Origin of the sequence: Geobacillus sp. DSP4a, assembly GCF_013096875.1 — a bacterium.
In the GTDB taxonomy this organism is placed as follows: Bacteria; Bacillota; Bacilli; order Bacillales; family Anoxybacillaceae; genus Geobacillus; species Geobacillus thermophilus.
In genome coordinates, this window is the sequence record NZ_SDLD01000052.1 from 1 (window position 1) to 17,136 (window position 17,136).

At 44.9% G+C, this 17,136-nt stretch carries 11 protein-coding genes, 2 pseudogenes and 1 CRISPR repeat array; of the genes and pseudogenes, 12 read left to right on the forward strand and 1 reads right to left on the reverse strand.

The genetic code is table 11. From position 1 onward, the window contains the following. Positions 1-386 (forward strand): annotated as a pseudogene (locus ETC02_RS14540) (IS982 family transposase); the annotation flags it as partial. A gap of 123 nt (positions 387-509) precedes the next feature. Next, positions 510-1,885, forward strand: a pseudogene (locus ETC02_RS14545) (IS1634 family transposase). 108 nt (positions 1,886-1,993) lie between these two features. Here ETC02_RS14545 and ETC02_RS14550 read toward each other — a convergent pair. Then, positions 1,994-2,200: a hypothetical protein gene (locus ETC02_RS14550; protein WP_082063868.1), complete on the reverse strand. Its 207-nt coding sequence runs from the start codon at positions 2,198-2,200 to the stop codon at positions 1,994-1,996. A gap of 197 nt (positions 2,201-2,397) precedes the next feature. Between ETC02_RS14550 and ETC02_RS14555 the strand changes: the two genes are divergently transcribed. From ETC02_RS14555 to cas2, 10 genes are all read left to right on the forward strand, one after another. Continuing rightward, the gene (locus ETC02_RS14555; protein ID WP_069304349.1) at positions 2,398-2,724 is read left to right on the forward strand and encodes a nucleoside triphosphate pyrophosphohydrolase; all 327 of its coding nucleotides are present in this window, start codon (positions 2,398-2,400) and stop codon (positions 2,722-2,724) included. Next, positions 2,717-5,173, forward strand: a complete 2,457-nt coding sequence (locus ETC02_RS14560) for a DEAD/DEAH box helicase family protein (RefSeq protein WP_171698380.1) — start codon at positions 2,717-2,719, stop codon at positions 5,171-5,173. The genes ETC02_RS14555 and ETC02_RS14560 overlap by 8 nt, the downstream gene beginning before the upstream one ends. 189 nt (positions 5,174-5,362) lie before the next feature. Beyond that, on the forward strand, positions 5,363-6,088 hold the full coding sequence (cas6, locus tag ETC02_RS14565) for a CRISPR-associated endoribonuclease Cas6 (RefSeq protein WP_171698381.1): 726 nt from the start codon (positions 5,363-5,365) through the stop codon (positions 6,086-6,088). After that, positions 6,085-7,881 carry a type I-B CRISPR-associated protein Cas8b1/Cst1 gene (locus tag ETC02_RS14570; protein ID WP_171698382.1) on the forward strand — a complete coding sequence of 599 codons (1,797 nt, stop codon included), beginning with the start codon at positions 6,085-6,087 and terminating at the stop codon, positions 7,879-7,881. Before cas6 ends, ETC02_RS14570 begins: the two co-directional genes overlap by 4 nt. Further along, entirely contained in the window at positions 7,878-8,765 is an 888-nt protein-coding gene (gene cas7i, locus ETC02_RS14575) for a type I-B CRISPR-associated protein Cas7/Cst2/DevR (RefSeq protein ID WP_171698383.1), read from the forward strand. The genes ETC02_RS14570 and cas7i overlap by 4 nt, the downstream gene beginning before the upstream one ends. Before the next feature lie 2 nt (positions 8,766-8,767). Continuing rightward, on the forward strand, positions 8,768-9,469 hold the full coding sequence (cas5b, locus tag ETC02_RS14580) for a type I-B CRISPR-associated protein Cas5b (RefSeq protein WP_041468334.1): 702 nt from the start codon (positions 8,768-8,770) through the stop codon (positions 9,467-9,469). After that, the gene (gene cas3 / locus ETC02_RS14585) at positions 9,435-11,669 is read left to right on the forward strand and encodes a CRISPR-associated helicase Cas3' (RefSeq protein ID WP_253264163.1); all 2,235 of its coding nucleotides are present in this window, start codon (positions 9,435-9,437) and stop codon (positions 11,667-11,669) included. Before cas5b ends, cas3 begins: the two co-directional genes overlap by 35 nt. 14 nt (positions 11,670-11,683) lie before the next feature. After that, positions 11,684-12,181: a CRISPR-associated protein Cas4 gene (gene cas4, locus ETC02_RS14590; protein WP_013144993.1), complete on the forward strand. Its 498-nt coding sequence runs from the start codon at positions 11,684-11,686 to the stop codon at positions 12,179-12,181. Beyond that, entirely contained in the window at positions 12,181-13,164 is a 984-nt protein-coding gene (gene cas1b / locus ETC02_RS14595) for a type I-B CRISPR-associated endonuclease Cas1b (RefSeq protein WP_044746556.1), read from the forward strand. The genes cas4 and cas1b overlap by 1 nt, the downstream gene beginning before the upstream one ends. A gap of 3 nt (positions 13,165-13,167) precedes the next feature. Beyond that, positions 13,168-13,431, forward strand: coding sequence for a CRISPR-associated endonuclease Cas2 (gene cas2 / locus ETC02_RS14600; RefSeq protein WP_044746555.1), 264 nt, complete (start codon positions 13,168-13,170; stop codon positions 13,429-13,431). 197 nt (positions 13,432-13,628) lie between these two features. Continuing rightward, positions 13,629-16,929: a CRISPR direct-repeat array (repeat unit 29 nt; unit sequence GTTTTATCTGAACGGAGTGGGATTTAAAG). The last annotated feature ends 207 nt before the right edge of the window (positions 16,930-17,136 follow it).

Here is a 17,136-nt window from a genome sequence, read left to right on the forward strand (position 1 = left end):
CCTACGCTGTGGTGGATAGCTTGCCAATCGAGTTATGTCATGCCGTGAGAATGGATCGGGTCAAACGGTTTCAAGGAATCGCCGATATCGGGTATTGTGCTTCGAAAAAGCAATGGTACTACGGGTTGAAGCTGCACCTTCAAGTGACCGATCAAGGGCTGCCAATGGGGTATGTGGTGACGGAAGCATCTTGCCACGATCGAATCGCAGCCGAAAGCGTGATGACCCAAATTCCCCACCCGTATAACTTCGGGGACAAAGGATTCATTAGCCGTGACTTGCAAAAAAGGCTGTACGAAGAATACCAAATGGCGCTTTGGACTCCGTCTCGAAAAAACCAGAAACATCGTGCGTCTGACTCACATTTCGCACTCTCTCGACGAAAATCGGGAGGATTTTTTCGTTCCGACTCACATTTCGCACCCTTCCGACGAAAATCGGGAGGATTTTTTTGCATCGATGTGGAATGAATCCTTGACACACAAGGAATGCAAAGGAGTTTGTCCACCATGGATGTTCAAATTTGTGAGATTTATGACAGTTCCTATTTGAATATAATAAGTGCCCTTTTCCAAGATCTTGACCTTCCCCAGCTCATCGATCGGCTGGTTCCGGTGGATCCCCAATGCCAAACCCGAACCAGCGATGCGGTCAAGCTGATCCTTCTGGATATCTTGAGCGGACGACAAGCACTCGTCCATTTGGAGCGATGGGCGCATGAGATCGATTTGTCGAAGCTGATCCGGCCGGGGCTGAAGCCTTCTTGGTTCAATGATGATGCGTTGGCTCGTCATCTCGACCGCCTGTATGAGGCGGATATTCACAAGGTGATCAGCACTTGCTTGATTCACATTTATCGGAAAGAAGGCCTTCCTCTCCAGGCCTTCCACGCCGATACGACGGACAAGACCGTTTACGGCGCGTATGAATCGGTCTCGTCAGAGGCCCTGCGGATCACGCATGGCTACAACCGGCATCATCGCTGGCAAAAACAGATCGGTTTCGGGCTGATCGGCAACGAGGATGGCATCCCGTTTTACGGCGATGTGCACGACGGCAACCTGCCGGACAAAACGTGGAATCCGGAGGTGCTGTCCCGTGTCCACGAACAGCTCAAACAAGCCAAGATTGAAGACGAATGGATTTACGTGGCCGATTCCGCCGCCATGACGAAAGACACTCTGGCGCAGACGAAAGCCGCCAACGCCTTTTTGATCACGAGAGGCCCATCGTCGCTCCGAATCGTCAAAGCTGCTCTGGCGGAAGCGGATGTCCAACCCGATCCAGCGTGGAGCGACTCCTTTTCGTTGGCCGAGAAAAACGGCGCGGCCGGCCGAAAAAAGGGGTGGAACCCGAGGTGGAGACGCTGTATCTTTTGCGCCTGGACGTCGAATTCCACCAACAGGCATGGGAACAGGCAAGACGGAAAGCGTCCCGGTTTGTCCTCGTCACGACCGTTCCGAAGGAATGGAAAGGCCGAACGATGGATGCTCGAGAAATCTTGAAGTTGTATAAAGGGCAAATATCGGTGGAAATGAACTTCTCCTTTCTCAAAGATCCGTTCTTCACCGACGAGATTTACGTCAAAAAGCCAGAACGGGTGGCGGTGTTGGGCTATTTATTTCTCTTGGCCTTGGCGATTTACCGCGTCTTTCAGCGCCGGGTGCGTCAGTTCATCACACCAGAACGCCCGTTAAAGGGCGCCGGAGGCCGCAAGCTGACCCGGCCGACGGGACAGGCGATTTTTCAGCTGTTTCAATATGTGAACGTCGTCCTGTTCAATCTGCCGGATGGGCGCATCCAACGCTCACTGGATCGCTCCCTTACCCCTGATCAGCGAAGGATTCTGCAGGGATTGGGCATGGATGAGAGCATCTACGTGTAACGTGATACGGAACGACCAGCGATGGTAAAAAAGGATTGCCGTCGCTCGTTGTGTTGGTCAAAAAGTTATTCTGAAAAACTAAATAAAAAATCCTTTGTTTTGACCTTGTTAGGGTGCGAAATGTGAGTAGGAAGCAAAAAAACGGACCGGATACTCGAGCAGCCCGGCCCCCGCCACGATCGAACCGAAAAAACTCGCCGCATATGCATTGAGCAAAAACGAAAGCCATACTTCCCTTGGTGAAAAAACGCGGAAGCTGAGCCCCAGCAAACCGATGCCCACCGCAGCAAGCAGCCAAAGGATCGAGTGTTCCATCATAGCCCCAAGCGCGAATTATGTCGATTTTTCTTAGTATGGGATGAGAGAGGGGGGAGTATGTGAAATTTTTCGTGTTTTCATTTTGCAACAGGCAATAAGCCTTAGAAACGGCGGTCTTCTGTGTGTTCTTTCCTATGAAAAAAAGGCGAAATTTTGTAAAATGGTAGTATAGTTTTGTAAATGGAGGAATGGACATGCCGATATACAACAAACTCGTCCGTGACCGCATCCCAACCATTATTGAACAATCAGGAAAAACGTTCACAACCCGCATACTTGACGATGAAGAGTATCGGAAAGAACTGCAGAAAAAAGCGTTTGAGGAGCTTGAGGAATACGTCCAAGCGGAAACGGATGAGGCGGCTCTTGAAGAGCTCGCAGACGTGTTGGAAATTATCCATGCTTTGGCTGAATGCCATGGCGCTTCGATCGAGCAAGTGGAACAAATCCGCGCCAAAAAGGCAGAGAAGCGCGGCGGCTTTCGGGAGAAAATTTTCTTGATTGAGGTTCACGATGAGTAAGGTGAAATTGATTTCCAACCGTCTCCTTGACAAGCTGCAGGAACAGATGAGCCGCTCGTCGACGATATACATACTGACATCGTTTGCGATGAAGTCCGGCGTTCACCTGTTGAAGGGCAGTTTGCGGGCAGCTGCAGAGCGGGGGGCGGATATCAAAATTTGCGTTGGTGATTACTTGTTTGTCACTCAGCCAGAGGCGTTGCGCGAGCTCATATCCATTCACCCGGACATCGAGGTCCGCTTGTATCGGAGTGAGGGAATGTCCTTTCATCCGAAAGCGTACCTATTTGAAGATGCAGAAGGCGGCTACTTCATTGTCGGTTCTTCCAACTTGTCCCGTTCGGCGCTCACTGACGGTGTCGAATGGAACCTTGGACTGGATAAGAGCGTTGATGAGGATGTATTTGCGGAAGCGATGGAGCAGTTTTTAAAGCTGTTTTACGCTCCGGAAACGGTGCCGGTCAATGCCGAAACAGCCGCTGACTATGAAAAGCAGCATCAAGACTATCATCAGCGGCACCCCAATTTAGCCCGCATATGGGCGGAGAATGAGGAAATCGAGTTGATGCTTCCGACGGAAACGGAGAAGAAGCAAGAGGAAGAGACGGCGGACAAGGTCGATGTTGTCCATGAAACGGCGGCGCCATATGGAACGATCCAGCCGCGCTTTGCCCAAGTTGAGGCGTTGGAGCGGTTGGAAGCTGCCTATGAAGAAGGGTACGACAAAGCGATGGTTGTCATGGCGACCGGGCTGGGAAAAACATACTTGGCCGCTTTTTTTGCCCGCCGTTTTTCGCGGGTGCTGTTTATCGCCCATCGCGAAGAAATTCTTCGCCAGGCGAAGCAGTCGTTTGAACGCGTGATTCCTGATCGAACAGCAGGACTGTACGATGGCAATCAAAAAGAAGGAAATGCCGACATGGTGTTTGCCTCGATCTTTACGTTGAGCATGAAAAAACATTTGCATTCGTTTCGTCCCGACGCATTTGACTTGATCATTGTCGACGAGTTCCACCATGCGGCAGCCCGCTCGTACGAACGCGTCCTTTGTTATTTTCAGCCGAAATTTTTGCTTGGCATCACTGCTACTCCAGATCGGAGCGACAACAAAGACGTATACGCCCTTTGCGACGGAAATGTCGCGTATCGCATCGATTTTATCGAAGCGGTGCAGCGCGGTTGGTTGGCTCCCTTCCATTATTACGGGGTCTACGACGACACAGACTATTCGCAAATCAAGTGGCTTGGCAATCGCTATGATGAGGAAGAGCTGCTTCAAGTGCAGCTTCGCGAGGAGATGGCGGAGAAGATTTTGCGAGCGTGGGAGAAGTATAAGAAAACAAGGACGCTTGTCTTTTGTTCATCGATCAGGCAAGCTGATTTCCTGTCCCAATATTTCCAGCGTCACGGCTACCGGACGGTCAGCCTTCATTCGAAGCAGACGGCTATTTCGCGCAAGCAGGCTATTGCCATGTTGGAACGCCGTGAACTGGACGCCATTTTCACCGTCGACTTGTTCAATGAAGGGGTCGATATTCCTTCTGTCGATACACTTTTGTTCGTGCGGCCGACGGAATCGCTGACCGTCTTCACCCAGCAAGTCGGGCGCGGGCTGCGGCTGTACAAAGGCAAGGATTATTGCGTGATTATTGATTTAATCGGAAACTACCGGAATGCGGATGTCAAACTGCGCCTGTTTGATACGCGGCGAGAGGAAACAAAGAAAACGGCGCGGGAATCCGTTGTGCCAACCGTTCCAGAAACGTGCGAACTGCATCTTGATATACAAGCCATCCATCTTCTCGAGGAGATGCAGAAAAAACGCCAGCCGCGCAAAGAGCGGCTGCTTGCTGATTATCGGGAGCTGAAACAGGAGCTTGGCAGACGGCCGACGTATTTGGAACTGCATCTCCAAGGCCGAAGTGAAGCAGCGGAGTACAAACAAGAGTTCGGATCTTATGTCGGCTTTTTATATTGGGCGGGGGAGTTGTCGGAGCTGGAAAAGGAAGTGTTTCTAAAACACGAGCCGTGGCCTGTTGAAGTGGAACGTACGGTGATGTCAAAAAGCTACAAAATGGTTGTTCTAAAAGCCATGCTTGAACGTGGACCGTCCGGATGGCACCAACCAATTACACCGCAGGAGGCTGCCCCGTTTTTCCATCGGTATTTAACGGAAAAAGAATACCGAAAGCGCATCGATTTTTCCGACGGAGAAACGAAGCGCCTCTGGGAATATGACCAGGAAAAGGTGAGCCGGTTGATCGCCCGCATGCCGATGACGAAATGGAGCGGCAGTTCAAGGGGGCTGATTTCCTTTGAAAACAACGTGTTTGCGCTCCAATTTTCCATTGCGCGGGAGCATGAAGAAATCTTGTACAATTGGACGAAAGAAATTTGCGAGTATCGGTTGCATGTGTATTTTGAGAAAAAGGATGGACTGACGCACTAGGAGTGCGAGTGCAGCAATTCCTTAATCCAAAATTGTGGATCTGTTGGAAGTATTTGATAGATCATTCCGCGTCTTCAAATAAATTAGGAGTCTAAGGGGGGAGAAACCAATTTATTAATTTCAAAAGACAAATTTCGACAACATTTTTAGTCAAAATACGGTAATATGTAAGTCAAAAGGAGGTGCGTCATGAGGCTTACTTGTTCATTTAAAGTGGAAAGAATGCCTGTTTCATACCGCATGATGTTGGTGTCGGTGATAAAAGAAGCATTGCGAACGTCGGATGAGCAATATTATGAGCGTTTATACAACAGTTCTTCAATGAAACCATTTTCATTTTCTACATATTTAAGAAATTTTCGATTTGTTGGCCAAGAGGTTTATTTAGATGGAATAACAATGACCGTTAGTTCGCCTGATCATGAGTTTCTCTTGCACTTATACAACGGTTTGCAACAAAAGCAAGTATTTTCATACAAGCACTATCAGCTTGTAAAAGAGAAAATCCGCATGCTGCCGGAGAAAACGATCACAGATTCTACCGTGGTGTTTCGCACCCTTTCTCCGATGTTGGTCGAAGATAAAAACCAGAAGCCGGTCAGCCCAGATGCTCCTGATTATGAGGAGCACGTGAATTATTTAGCAGATCTGATTTTGCGGCAGTATCGGGGAAATGGGCTATTGTCGCCCTTGATTGTGCGGCCGTTGCGATGGCGCAAGGTGGTCGTGAAGGAGACGAATCACGAATTCGAGGCAACGCATGGGGGCGGCGACGTTTTATATTTTACAGCCTACCAAACTCTCTTTTCGCTAACTGGCCATCCAACCGATTTGCAGTTGCTGTATCAGCTCGGGTTGTCGAAACGGCGCAATCAAGGATTTGGCCTGCTTGAGGTAGAGGAGGTGCGGGGATGAAGATTGAACTCCGCATGGGCGAGTGGATGGTGACAATGGGGCTTGTCGGGCTGTATCGGGTATTTGAGTATGGATTGCGGAAGGGGATTATTGACCCACAGCACCGGCAAAGCGTTTCAATCCACCCTCAGGGGCTTGAGTTGGAGACAGAGGTGCTTCCACAGTTGCCCCGAGCGTATTTTCTTTATTTGATCGATGAATACAGTGTAGCAAAGCGGGATGGCGAGAGATTGCGCCATTACCTTGGACAGGCTAAAAAAGAAAACTCATTTTCAACGGCCTTATCCAGTATAAAAAAGACGATTACGGATGCGGGAAAGAAAATTCAAAAGTATTTCCCTGATGAGCCGGTCGAGCAGTTATTTGAAACGCTCAAATCCGTCAAAAAACCGGAGCAACTTGAACAATTGGAGCAATGTATCGCCGAATTTCAACAACTACTTTCCAAAGAAGCCATTAATGAAAAGCTGACATTAAATTATTTTAAAGCGGCTGTTCTCAAATCTTTTTTTGGACAAGTATCGTTCTTGAATGTTTCGAAAAATCATTTGGATTTGGAAGGGCATATCGAACAATTTCAAGCCGATTATATTGTTCCGGTGCAACGCGATCTTCAATTGGAACAAATTTTGCGCTCTGCTTCGGCAGAGAAAGACGTTCTTCGTTTTTTGGATGAGCATGTTGAATATGAGCCGTTTAAAGCGTTGAAGAGAGCGTGGAAAAAGAAGCCTTTGCCACAAATGCAAGAAGAACTGAAATCGGTGTATGAATGTATGCTTTTCCCTGGCCGCATTGCTTTTTATAATTTCGAAGAAATGATTTTTTCCCCGATTGGGATAACAAGTAAGGCTTTTAATTTTAATTGGGACTTGCAGGACAAGCAACCGAAACCGATTTCATCTTTGGCGAAACTTGTGTTGTTTTTTGCGCCTGCTGGTGCGGCGATTTACTTAAAGAAAGAAGGATTTCAAGACCAAAACGAGTATCGCATGTACGCAGGCTTTGTCCAATCCGATGCGCCATTCCCGGAGATTTTACAGAAAAACAACCACCTGAAGCAGATGAAGCAGCAAAAAGATCCGTTTGACCGCATCGTCAGCAAGCTCGTCCAAAGTGTAACGAAAGAAGCAAGCTATGTGGTCGACCATCTATTTTTCTTAGAATTTTCTTCTGACTATGACAGCAAAAAAACGCATTTACACTATTACCATCTCCCATTGTATTTGGCGCGCTATTTTGTTGAATATCCTGGAAAGTTGGATTACGTCCACTATGACTATCGTGAACAATTCATCCAAGACGTGTTGCGCGGAGTCGACCCTGCTCGAGTCATTTATGAATATTTGCGTGATTGTATTGAAAATGGACGTTCCCACATCGGCCCTTACATCGCTATTCGCGAACGCAGCCGAATTATGCAGCTGAAAAGGAGAGGAAAAGAAATGGAGAAAACAGACAAAAGGATATATGCCCTATATCGGTGCGGCCAAGAGATTCGAAAGGCATTGGAACAGGCTGGAATCCCAAAAACGGCCGACCGTTATTCTGCCAGCCCGAGTAAAAAAATTAGCGCCATTGCCTATCGGTTGTTAAACGCAGCGAAAGCGGGGGATCGGAAAAGCTTCTTGGATACGTTGTTCCGTCTTCATATGTCAGCGGATCAGCCCATTTCTCCGCTTTTCTTAAATGCGCTGCATGAGCGGGATTTGGATTTTCCTGCTGTAGCCAACGCTTTTATTGCTGGGTTGCTGTCTCAAGAAGGACAAGGAGAACAAGAGGAGGTTGTATCATGACGAAAACGGTCACGATGACGATTGCCTTTCAAGCGGGATCGCTAAACTATGGAGAGGGCATTGCGAATATTTCCGAATTGAAAAAGTTTCATCGCGGCAATGGAGAGGCGTACACATACGCATCGCGGCAAAGTTTGCGCTACGATATCGTCCGTTTAGGAAATGAACTGTTTGGTTGGAACTTAAATACCGTTGATAAAGCGAGCGGGGTTGTTCAGTTCAAAAAAGATGTCACCATCGAAGATTCCGTTGAAATGGATTTATTCGGGTACTTGAAAACGGATAAAAACTCGCAAAAACGCGCTGCTGTTGTTCGTCTAAGCCATGCCATTTCTCTCGAGCCATACAAAAGTGATTTGGAGTTTTTAAACAACATGGGACTAGCGAGCCGGATTGGGGCTGATCCGAATTTGGCTCAGATCGAGCAGCACCAAAGCTTCTATTGTTACACCATCACGATAGACTTGCATCGCATTGGCGTCGATGGGGAGGTCGAGCTGTCCAATCAGGAAAAAACGAAGCGCGTCCAGCAATTGCTTGATATTGTGAAGTTGCTCAATCGGAATATTCGCGGCCGCCGTGAAAACTTGTCCCCGCTATTTGTCATCGGCGGAGTATACGATGTAGCGAATCCGTTTTTCCTCGGAAAAATTCGCCTGTCCTCTTCGCCGCGAGGGTGGGAAATTGATCTTGCCCCGATCGAGGATACCATGGCGCAAACGTTCGCTGGCAAGGCAGTTGCTGACGAGACGCGCATCGGTTTAGTAAGCGGCATATTTGCGAATGAAGATGAATTTGCACAACGATTTGCAGAGAAGACTGGATCAGTGGAGCAGTTTTTCCGCCATATTGCTGAACAAGTTCAAACATACTATGGTGAATGATAATGAAGGCGTTGCGTTTAAAACTATTTCAAGAGACAGCGTGCTATAAAAAGCCGTTCGCTTCAAAGGTGGCGGAAACATATCCGCTTCCGCCTTATTCTACGGTTAAAGGAATGATTCACGCGTTGCTTCGCGCGGATCGTTTCATCCCCATGCGCCTAAGCGTTCAAGGGGAGTATGAGGCGAAACTGCTCGACTATCAGCGGCATTACTTTTTTAAAAAACGTGATGTCGCTGCTTTTCCACTGATCCTTGATGGGATTCAGGATGAGTCGTTTTCGTACGATGCTAACGAAATTACGACAATGCCCATTTATACACATTTGTTGTACCGAGTTGATTTGTTGATTCACGTTGAGGCAGAAAAAGAAGTTCTTGAACGGGTAATACATGCCATCGAAACTGGCGAAAACCATTATAGCTTAGGTAGATGGGAAGATTTGGTCCGAATTGATGAGTATAAAATAGTTCAGGTAGATGAATTGGATGAAGAGAAAGATTTACGCTATTACGCTTACATTCCCCATCATTTGCTCGATATAGACATAAAGCATATCCCATATGAACTCCCTTGGAAATACGAAGTCGTGAACGGAGTGAGAAAATGGGAGAAAGTCAATGTGGGATACGTGCGAAAAGGGACGACAGCTCCAGAGGGAGCGTGTATTGATGAAGACGGGGAGCTCGTATTTTTCCATTTATAGAATGGGAGGAAATCAAACGGTCATGTTTTATGCAAAGTCCGAAACGAAAGAGACGATCCGTGAACATACGGATCGTCTTCTTGATAATTGGCGATTACTAAAGGACAGTTATGGAGACCGATTGATTCGTGTCAATGAAAGAATGTGGGAATTGCTTCGATTAGCGATCGAGTACCATGACATCGGGAAAGCGAACACGGTGTTTCAAAACAAAATCCGCCGCGCCATTCAAGAAGAACTGTTGGAAACTGATTGCGACGCCAATGTACCGCATAACTATCTGTCTGTTGGTCTTGTTCCATTTGACCAATTGAATTTGACGAAAGAAGAAATACGACTGTTAACTCATGCCATCGGCTACCATCATGAGCGGGATAAACAGCCTGATAAAGAAGCGATCCGTGATATTTTAGAAAACGATCTACAAAAGCAAAGAGAGGCTATTGCCCATCATATGCGACTGCCCTTGGCTGAAAAGTTATCGTTTCGATTTGTGGATCGGTTGCTAAAACGGTATACCATTCATGAAGGGGAGTCATTTTGGGATTATGTGTTGTTAAAGGGCCTCTTGCAACGAATTGACCATGCGGCCTCAGCGCACCTTCCCGTCGAATCGGACGTTCATCAAGATGTTGGCGTCTATGTGCGACGGTATATGGAGAATAAGTCGTTTCATCTCAACGATTTACAGCGTTTTACAGCAGGTCACACCCATAAAAATGTGATTGTGATAGCACAAACAGGCATGGGAAAAACGGAATCTGCCTTATTGTGGATCGATCGGGATAAGGCATTCTTCACCTTGCCCCTTCGCGTCAGCATCAACGCTATTTATGAACGAGTTCGTCATCAAATGGGATACGATGCCGCAGGTCTTTTGCATTCTACAAGCGCTTTCTATTTGGTGGAACGGGGGGAAGAAAACTGGGAGGCGATTAAGCAACAATCGCAGCAATTGTCCATGAAGCTGCTTTTCACAACCGTTGACCAAATTTTAAAGTTTCCTTTTTATTATCGAGGATTTGAAAAGGAATTAGCAAGCATGGCAAACGCCAAAGTGGTGATCGATGAAATCCAAGCGTATGATCCAAAAATTGCTGCGATGTTGATTAAGTCATTAGAAATGATTAAAAAAGTAGGCGGCCGGTTTATGATTATGACGGCTACATTGCCAACTTTATATTTGGATGAACTCAAACGCCGAAGTATTATCGATGAAGAAGACACCGTTTTCGGCGAATTTATTGACAGCCAAAATCACCGTCACCGTATTCAGCTCCATGACGAAGAAATAACAGAAGGAATAGAGGACTTTGTCAAAATGGCGCGTTCATCCCAAGTGTTAGTCATTGTGAATACGGTTCGTCGGGCGATGGAATTGTACGAACGATTATCCGAAATGGGCAGCGATGTACCTGTTCATTTGCTGCACTCACAATTTACGCAAGAAGATCGTCAATGGCTCGAGCGGCAAATTCAAGAGTTCAATGAGGCAAAGACAAATGGGGTGTGGATTACGACCCAGCTTGTCGAGGCAAGCATTGATATTGATTTCGACTATTTATTCACAGAAATGTCTCCACTGGACAGTCTGTTTCAACGTCTTGGGCGCTGTTATCGAAGAAGAGTTATTGAAGGGGAACAATGCAACATCCATATTTTTACACAAAACGTTTCTGGGGTTCCATCCGTATATGATGGACATCTCGTGTGTGAAAGCACGGAGTTGTTGAGGCCTTTTGACAGACAAATTCTCGATGAAAGAACAAAAATTGAGCTGGTTGGCAAGTTGTATGAACGTGAGAGATTGAAAGGAACTTCGTTTTTGCAGGAGTTCGAAGATGCGTTAGCTATGTTTGACCATTTAGATCCGTATGAAATGAGCAAGAAAGAGGCGCAGCGGAAACTGCGTGACATTCAGACCGTTCCAGTCATTCCGAGGCGAATTTACGATGGAATTGCAGATGCAATAGATCAATACCGCCGTTGTCGGGATGGAGGAGAACGGCTTCGCTTTCGGATGGAGATCGAAAAGAAGACGATCAGCGTCCACCGTTTTCTTGCGGAGAAATGTGTCTCAGAACGATTGCCCAAACCGTTTGACCACATATACATTGCCGATGTTGAGTACGATTTTGATCGCGAAGTGGGGAGAGGCAGAGGGATTCAGTTGGATACACCACTGTCAGCATTTTACTAAGGAGAGTGCAGTGAATGGCAAGCGGTGTTCAAATCCATTATTACAAAGTGTGCAAGCGGAAATTATGGTTGTTTTCCAAAGGAATTGGAATGGAAGAAGAGCACGAACGAGTGATCGAAGGAAAAATTCTGCACGAACGGGCGTATCCACGCTTGAATGAGAGAGAAATTCTCATTGATGACACGTTTAAGCTGGATGCATTAGAGGAAGAGTACGTTCGCGAAATCAAAATCTCCAGTAAAATGGCCGAAGCGGACCGTTTTCAAATGTTGTACTATCTTTACGAACTGAAAAAACGAGGCATTCATAAAAAAGGATTGATCAGCTATACGAAGGAAAGAAAGACGGAGGAAGTGATATTAACAGAAGAAGACGAGCGAAAGGTGGAAAAGGCTTTAAAAGACATCTATCAAATTTTGCAACTTCCCTCTCCCCCACCTCTTAAAAAACTATCATATTGCTCGAAGTGTGCATATTACGAATTTTGTTATGCACTGGAAGGTGACGAATGATGTTGAAAGATCATTATATCTTTTCAAATGGGCGGCTCAAGCGAAAGGACAATACGATTTATTTTTTAGATGAAAAAGAAAACAAGAGATCGCTTCCTGTGCATCAAATCGAAAATTTATATATATTTGGGGAAGTGGACTTCAACTCCGCTTTGCTTAATTTGTTAAGCCAGCATGAAGTTCATTTGCATATTTTCAATTACTATGGATTTTACGCAGGCACATTCTGTCCGAGAAATCGAAAAGTGTCTGGTTTTACCGTTGTGCAGCAGAGCGCTCATTATCTTGATAATGGCAAAAGGTTGTATATCGCCAAGATGTTTTTGGAAAGCGCTGTGCATCATATGCTGCGGAATATTCGCAGGCATCGAGAGAAAACGGAAATTTATATCCATCAGATCGAAGAAGAGACAAAAAAATTGGATGCGGCAAGTACTATTCAAGAGTTAATGGGAATTGAGGGACGGATTCGCCAACATTATTATCAATCCTTTAACGGGATTTTGAAGCAAGACTTTACGTTTGAAAAGCGGACAAAGCAACCTCCGCGCGACCCGCTGAATGCTTTGATATCATTCGGAAATTCCTTATGTTATACAACTGTTTTGGGGGAAATTTACAAGACGCCGCTTGATCCTACGGTTAGTTTTTTGCACGAACCGTCGACAAGACGATTTTCGTTAAGTTTGGATTTAGCTGAAATCTTTAAGCCATTGATCGTCGATCCGGTTATTATCGCCTCCATTAACAATCGGATCATTACCAACAAACATTTTGATGATATCGATGGAATGGTATTTTTAAATGAGGAAGGAAAGAAAAAGTTTATTATGGAGTGGGAGAATAAATTGGCCACATCCATTCAACATCGGAAGCTGAAAAGAAAAGTGAGTTATCGGCATTTTATACGATTGGAATGCTACAAACTCATTAAACATTTCATTGGGGATGAACGATATAAACCGCTGAAAGCGTGGTGGTGAACCATGTTTGTTATCATTACGTATGACGTAGCGGAGAAGCGGGTCAACAAAGTTTGCAAAAAATTAAAGGAATATCTCACTTGGACGCAAAATAGCGTATTTGAAGGGGAGATTTCGAAAAGTCTGCTGATGAAGTGCATGTATGAATTGGAGATGATCATTGATAAAGAAGAAGACTCCATTTACTTATACGAAGTAGAAAATCCGAAGAATATAAAAAAGCGGGTATTTGGTCAGGAAAAGAATTTTGATGAGTTGTTCCTTTAAGTTTAAGAATTTGCAGTGAACCGCATTTTAGCGGATAAATGGGGAAAAGCTTGATTTATCAAGGGAGGTGCGACATTATTTGCGCAACATAGAAAACACAATTACTACTTTACTGCAAAATGAGGTATAATTGTTGTGTAGGCATTAGCCGGAATTCCCTGCTACATCAATGAATATTGCTTTGTAACTGATAGGGGGTTTTATCTGAACGGAGTGGGATTTAAAGGAGATTGATCGCGCGGCTACTAAAAGGGCGGTGGAGGGTTTTATCTGAACGGAGTGGGATTTAAAGAATCCTCGGAGACAAGAAAAACCGTCGTTTTGTTTGTTTTATCTGAACGGAGTGGGATTTAAAGGGCACTCGTCCTTTTTTACCTGGTAGCTGTACGGCGTTTTATCTGAACGGAGTGGGATTTAAAGAGTACTCTTGAGCTGATTTTTGTACTTGTTGCTGGCTGTTTTATCTGAACGGAGTGGGATTTAAAGCATGCAAGAAATCATTCATAACAAGGAGGTATGGTGATGTTTTATCTGAACGGAGTGGGATTTAAAGATAAGTAGTAAAAACGGAAGTCGAACGAGATGGTAAAAGTTTTATCTGAACGGAGTGGGATTTAAAGCGTAATAACTTGGAACAATGACATCATCATCATCATTGTTTTATCTGAACGGAGTGGGATTTAAAGTTTTCGAACGAGGCGAAGGGCGATCAATGGTACGCCGTTTTATCTGAACGGAGTGGGATTTAAAGTTTGTTTATAGTAAGCTTCGCGTTTTTGCTCGTCTGTTTTATCTGAACGGAGTGGGATTTAAAGTATTTTTCCGCTAGGCAAAAGCGACGACGTCGTCGGTTTTATCTGAACGGAGTGGGATTTAAAGAGTATTTTTCCGTCGTAGATATATCGTTGTGATTGGTTTTATCTGAACGGAGTGGGATTTAAAGAGGTGTGGCACGTTGAAAAAGACATCGTTGTCAATGTTTTATCTGAACGGAGTGGGATTTAAAGGTGAATGTGATTTTTAACGGTAATACACGAGGGTCAATGTTTTATCTGAACGGAGTGGGATTTAAAGTTTTTTTTTGCCTCAAGTGTACCCACTTTTTCCCCTGTTTTATCTGAACGGAGTGGGATTTAAAGCGATTTTATGCGTTAGGTTCTTTTCTTGTAGTCCGTTCGCGTTTTATCTGAACGGAGTGGGATTTAAAGACAGCTGCATTTTTCGGTGAATTTAAGAACACACGGTTTTATCTGAACGGAGTGGGATTTAAAGTCTACAAGCAATTAGGAGCGGATCAGCTGGAAGGAGTGTTTTATCTGAACGGAGTGGGATTTAAAGTTTTTTAATCGGTGAACTGTCCCGATACGTTCAAAATCGTTTTATCTGAACGGAGTGGGATTTAAAGGGTCAACGCTGCACGGTTCCGAACACGATCGATCGTTTTATCTGAACGGAGTGGGATTTAAAGCGAATAAGCGTGGTCAAGTCACTTGTATCAACTTCGTTTTATCTGAACGGAGTGGGATTTAAAGTTTTCGAGAATCTCAAAAACGCCCTCTCGAACATTGTTTTATCTGAACGGAGTGGGATTTAAAGGCAAAGTGAAGGAAGCGGAAAAGCTGGACGAGGCAAGTTTTATCTGAACGGAGTGGGATTTAAAGCTGTTTCACGGGTGTGATGAAGTTGGATACTTTTTGTTTTATCTGAACGGAGTGGGATTTAAAGTCGCCTAACGGGACAACGCCGCTGATGCTCGTCAAGTGTTTTATCTGAACGGAGTGGGATTTAAAGAAAGACAAGCAATGCGGTGGCGAAGCGAGGTCGTCTGTTTTATCTGAACGGAGTGGGATTTAAAGAGTTTAGATGGATCGGAAATCTATATAACCGGGGATGGTTTTATCTGAACGGAGTGGGATTTAAAGAGGAACGTATCGAAGCAGAGAAGGAATATGCTCGCGTCAAGTTTTATCTGAACGGAGTGGGATTTAAAGAAGTTAAACACCGCTATTGGCCCGAATGTGTCGGCGAGTTTTATCTGAACGGAGTGGGATTTAAAGCAGAATGGTTCAAATACCAATGCCGGGACGAGTTAGTTTTATCTGAACGGAGTGGGATTTAAAGTTTTTTTTTGCCTCAAGTGTACCCACTTTTTCCCCGTTTTATCTGAACGGAGTGGGATTTAAAGATTTTTTGAGTTAAAGAAATATTCGGCTTTGCAGATCGTTTTATCTGAACGGAGTGGGATTTAAAGCGCCTTGTTCCGTTCGACACGGGACAGGAGTTGTTCAAAGTTTTATCTGAACGGAGTGGGATTTAAAGATGATTCAAACGGGAGAGTATCACAAATCACTTACGTTTTATCTGAACGGAGTGGGATTTAAAGATTGCAGACTCAAAAACGTATGCCCCATCTGCCGTCACCAGTTTTATCTGAACGGAGTGGGATTTAAAGTTGGATACTTGATGTTGGATTAAATGATTTTGCATAGTTTTATCTGAACGGAGTGGGATTTAAAGAAATCTCGTTGATCTCTTGGATGAGCTCGGTAAAGTCAGTTTTATCTGAACGGAGTGGGATTTAAAGGAAGCGGATCATGGATATACTCGCCAGCAAGACGCGTTTTATCTGAACGGAGTGGGATTTAAAGAAATTTTTTGTATGACACTAATTGTCGACTGGTATGTTTTATCTGAACGGAGTGGGATTTAAAGGAATATTGAGAAAGTCATTCGATCGAACGAAAAACTGGTTTTATCTGAACGGAGTGGGATTTAAAGCGGCCTATCGCATTTTGCGTGAGGCGGCTGAATACGTTTTATCTGAACGGAGTGGGATTTAAAGATAATTGTGAGTTTATGTACAGCGGAGGGAATGGATGTTTTATCTGAACGGAGTGGGATTTAAAGGAGACACTCGACAAAATGGTGAAAATGAGCGAAAACAGTTTTATCTGAACGGAGTGGGATTTAAAGTAAAAAGCGACTTTCTTGTACTCGATGGGATAAGGGTTTTATCTGAACGGAGTGGGATTTAAAGATCTTCGATGCGAATTCCATCTTGTGCAGCACCTGTTACGTTTTATCTGAACGGAGTGGGATTTAAAGTCAGCTGTGTATTTAGCGTTATATACGAGCGATCCGTTTTATCTGAACGGAGTGGGATTTAAAGGGCGGTTTTTCTCGCCGAAGTTAAACACCGTTATTGGGTTTTATCTGAACGGAGTGGGATTTAAAGAAGCTGGACGAGGTTTTAGGTGGGTTGCGTGCCGGCGTTTTATCTGAACGGAGTGGGATTTAAAGAAAGCAAACAAAGTGAAGCCGCCTGCATGGCTTAGCGTTTTATCTGAACGGAGTGGGATTTAAAGAAATGCTTGTAAACCAAAAATGCAATGATGCGCAGGTCGGTTTTATCTGAACGGAGTGGGATTTAAAGAGAAAAACGGATTGATAAGCTGTTAGGGGACTGAAAGTTTTATCTGAACGGAGTGGGATTTAAAGTTTGACGCGGGAACCGACGTTATATGTAAATTAGCACATTATTTCAGAATCCCTTTTTCAAATTATTTCAGGCGGATTCGGAAATAATGTGCAAAATTTTTGCGGATTGTTCCGGATTTTGCACATTCTTTCGGAACGTTTGCACGCTCTTTCAGATGAAGATTTCCAGCGCGCCTGATGGACCGATGGAAAAGAGAAAGCACAAAA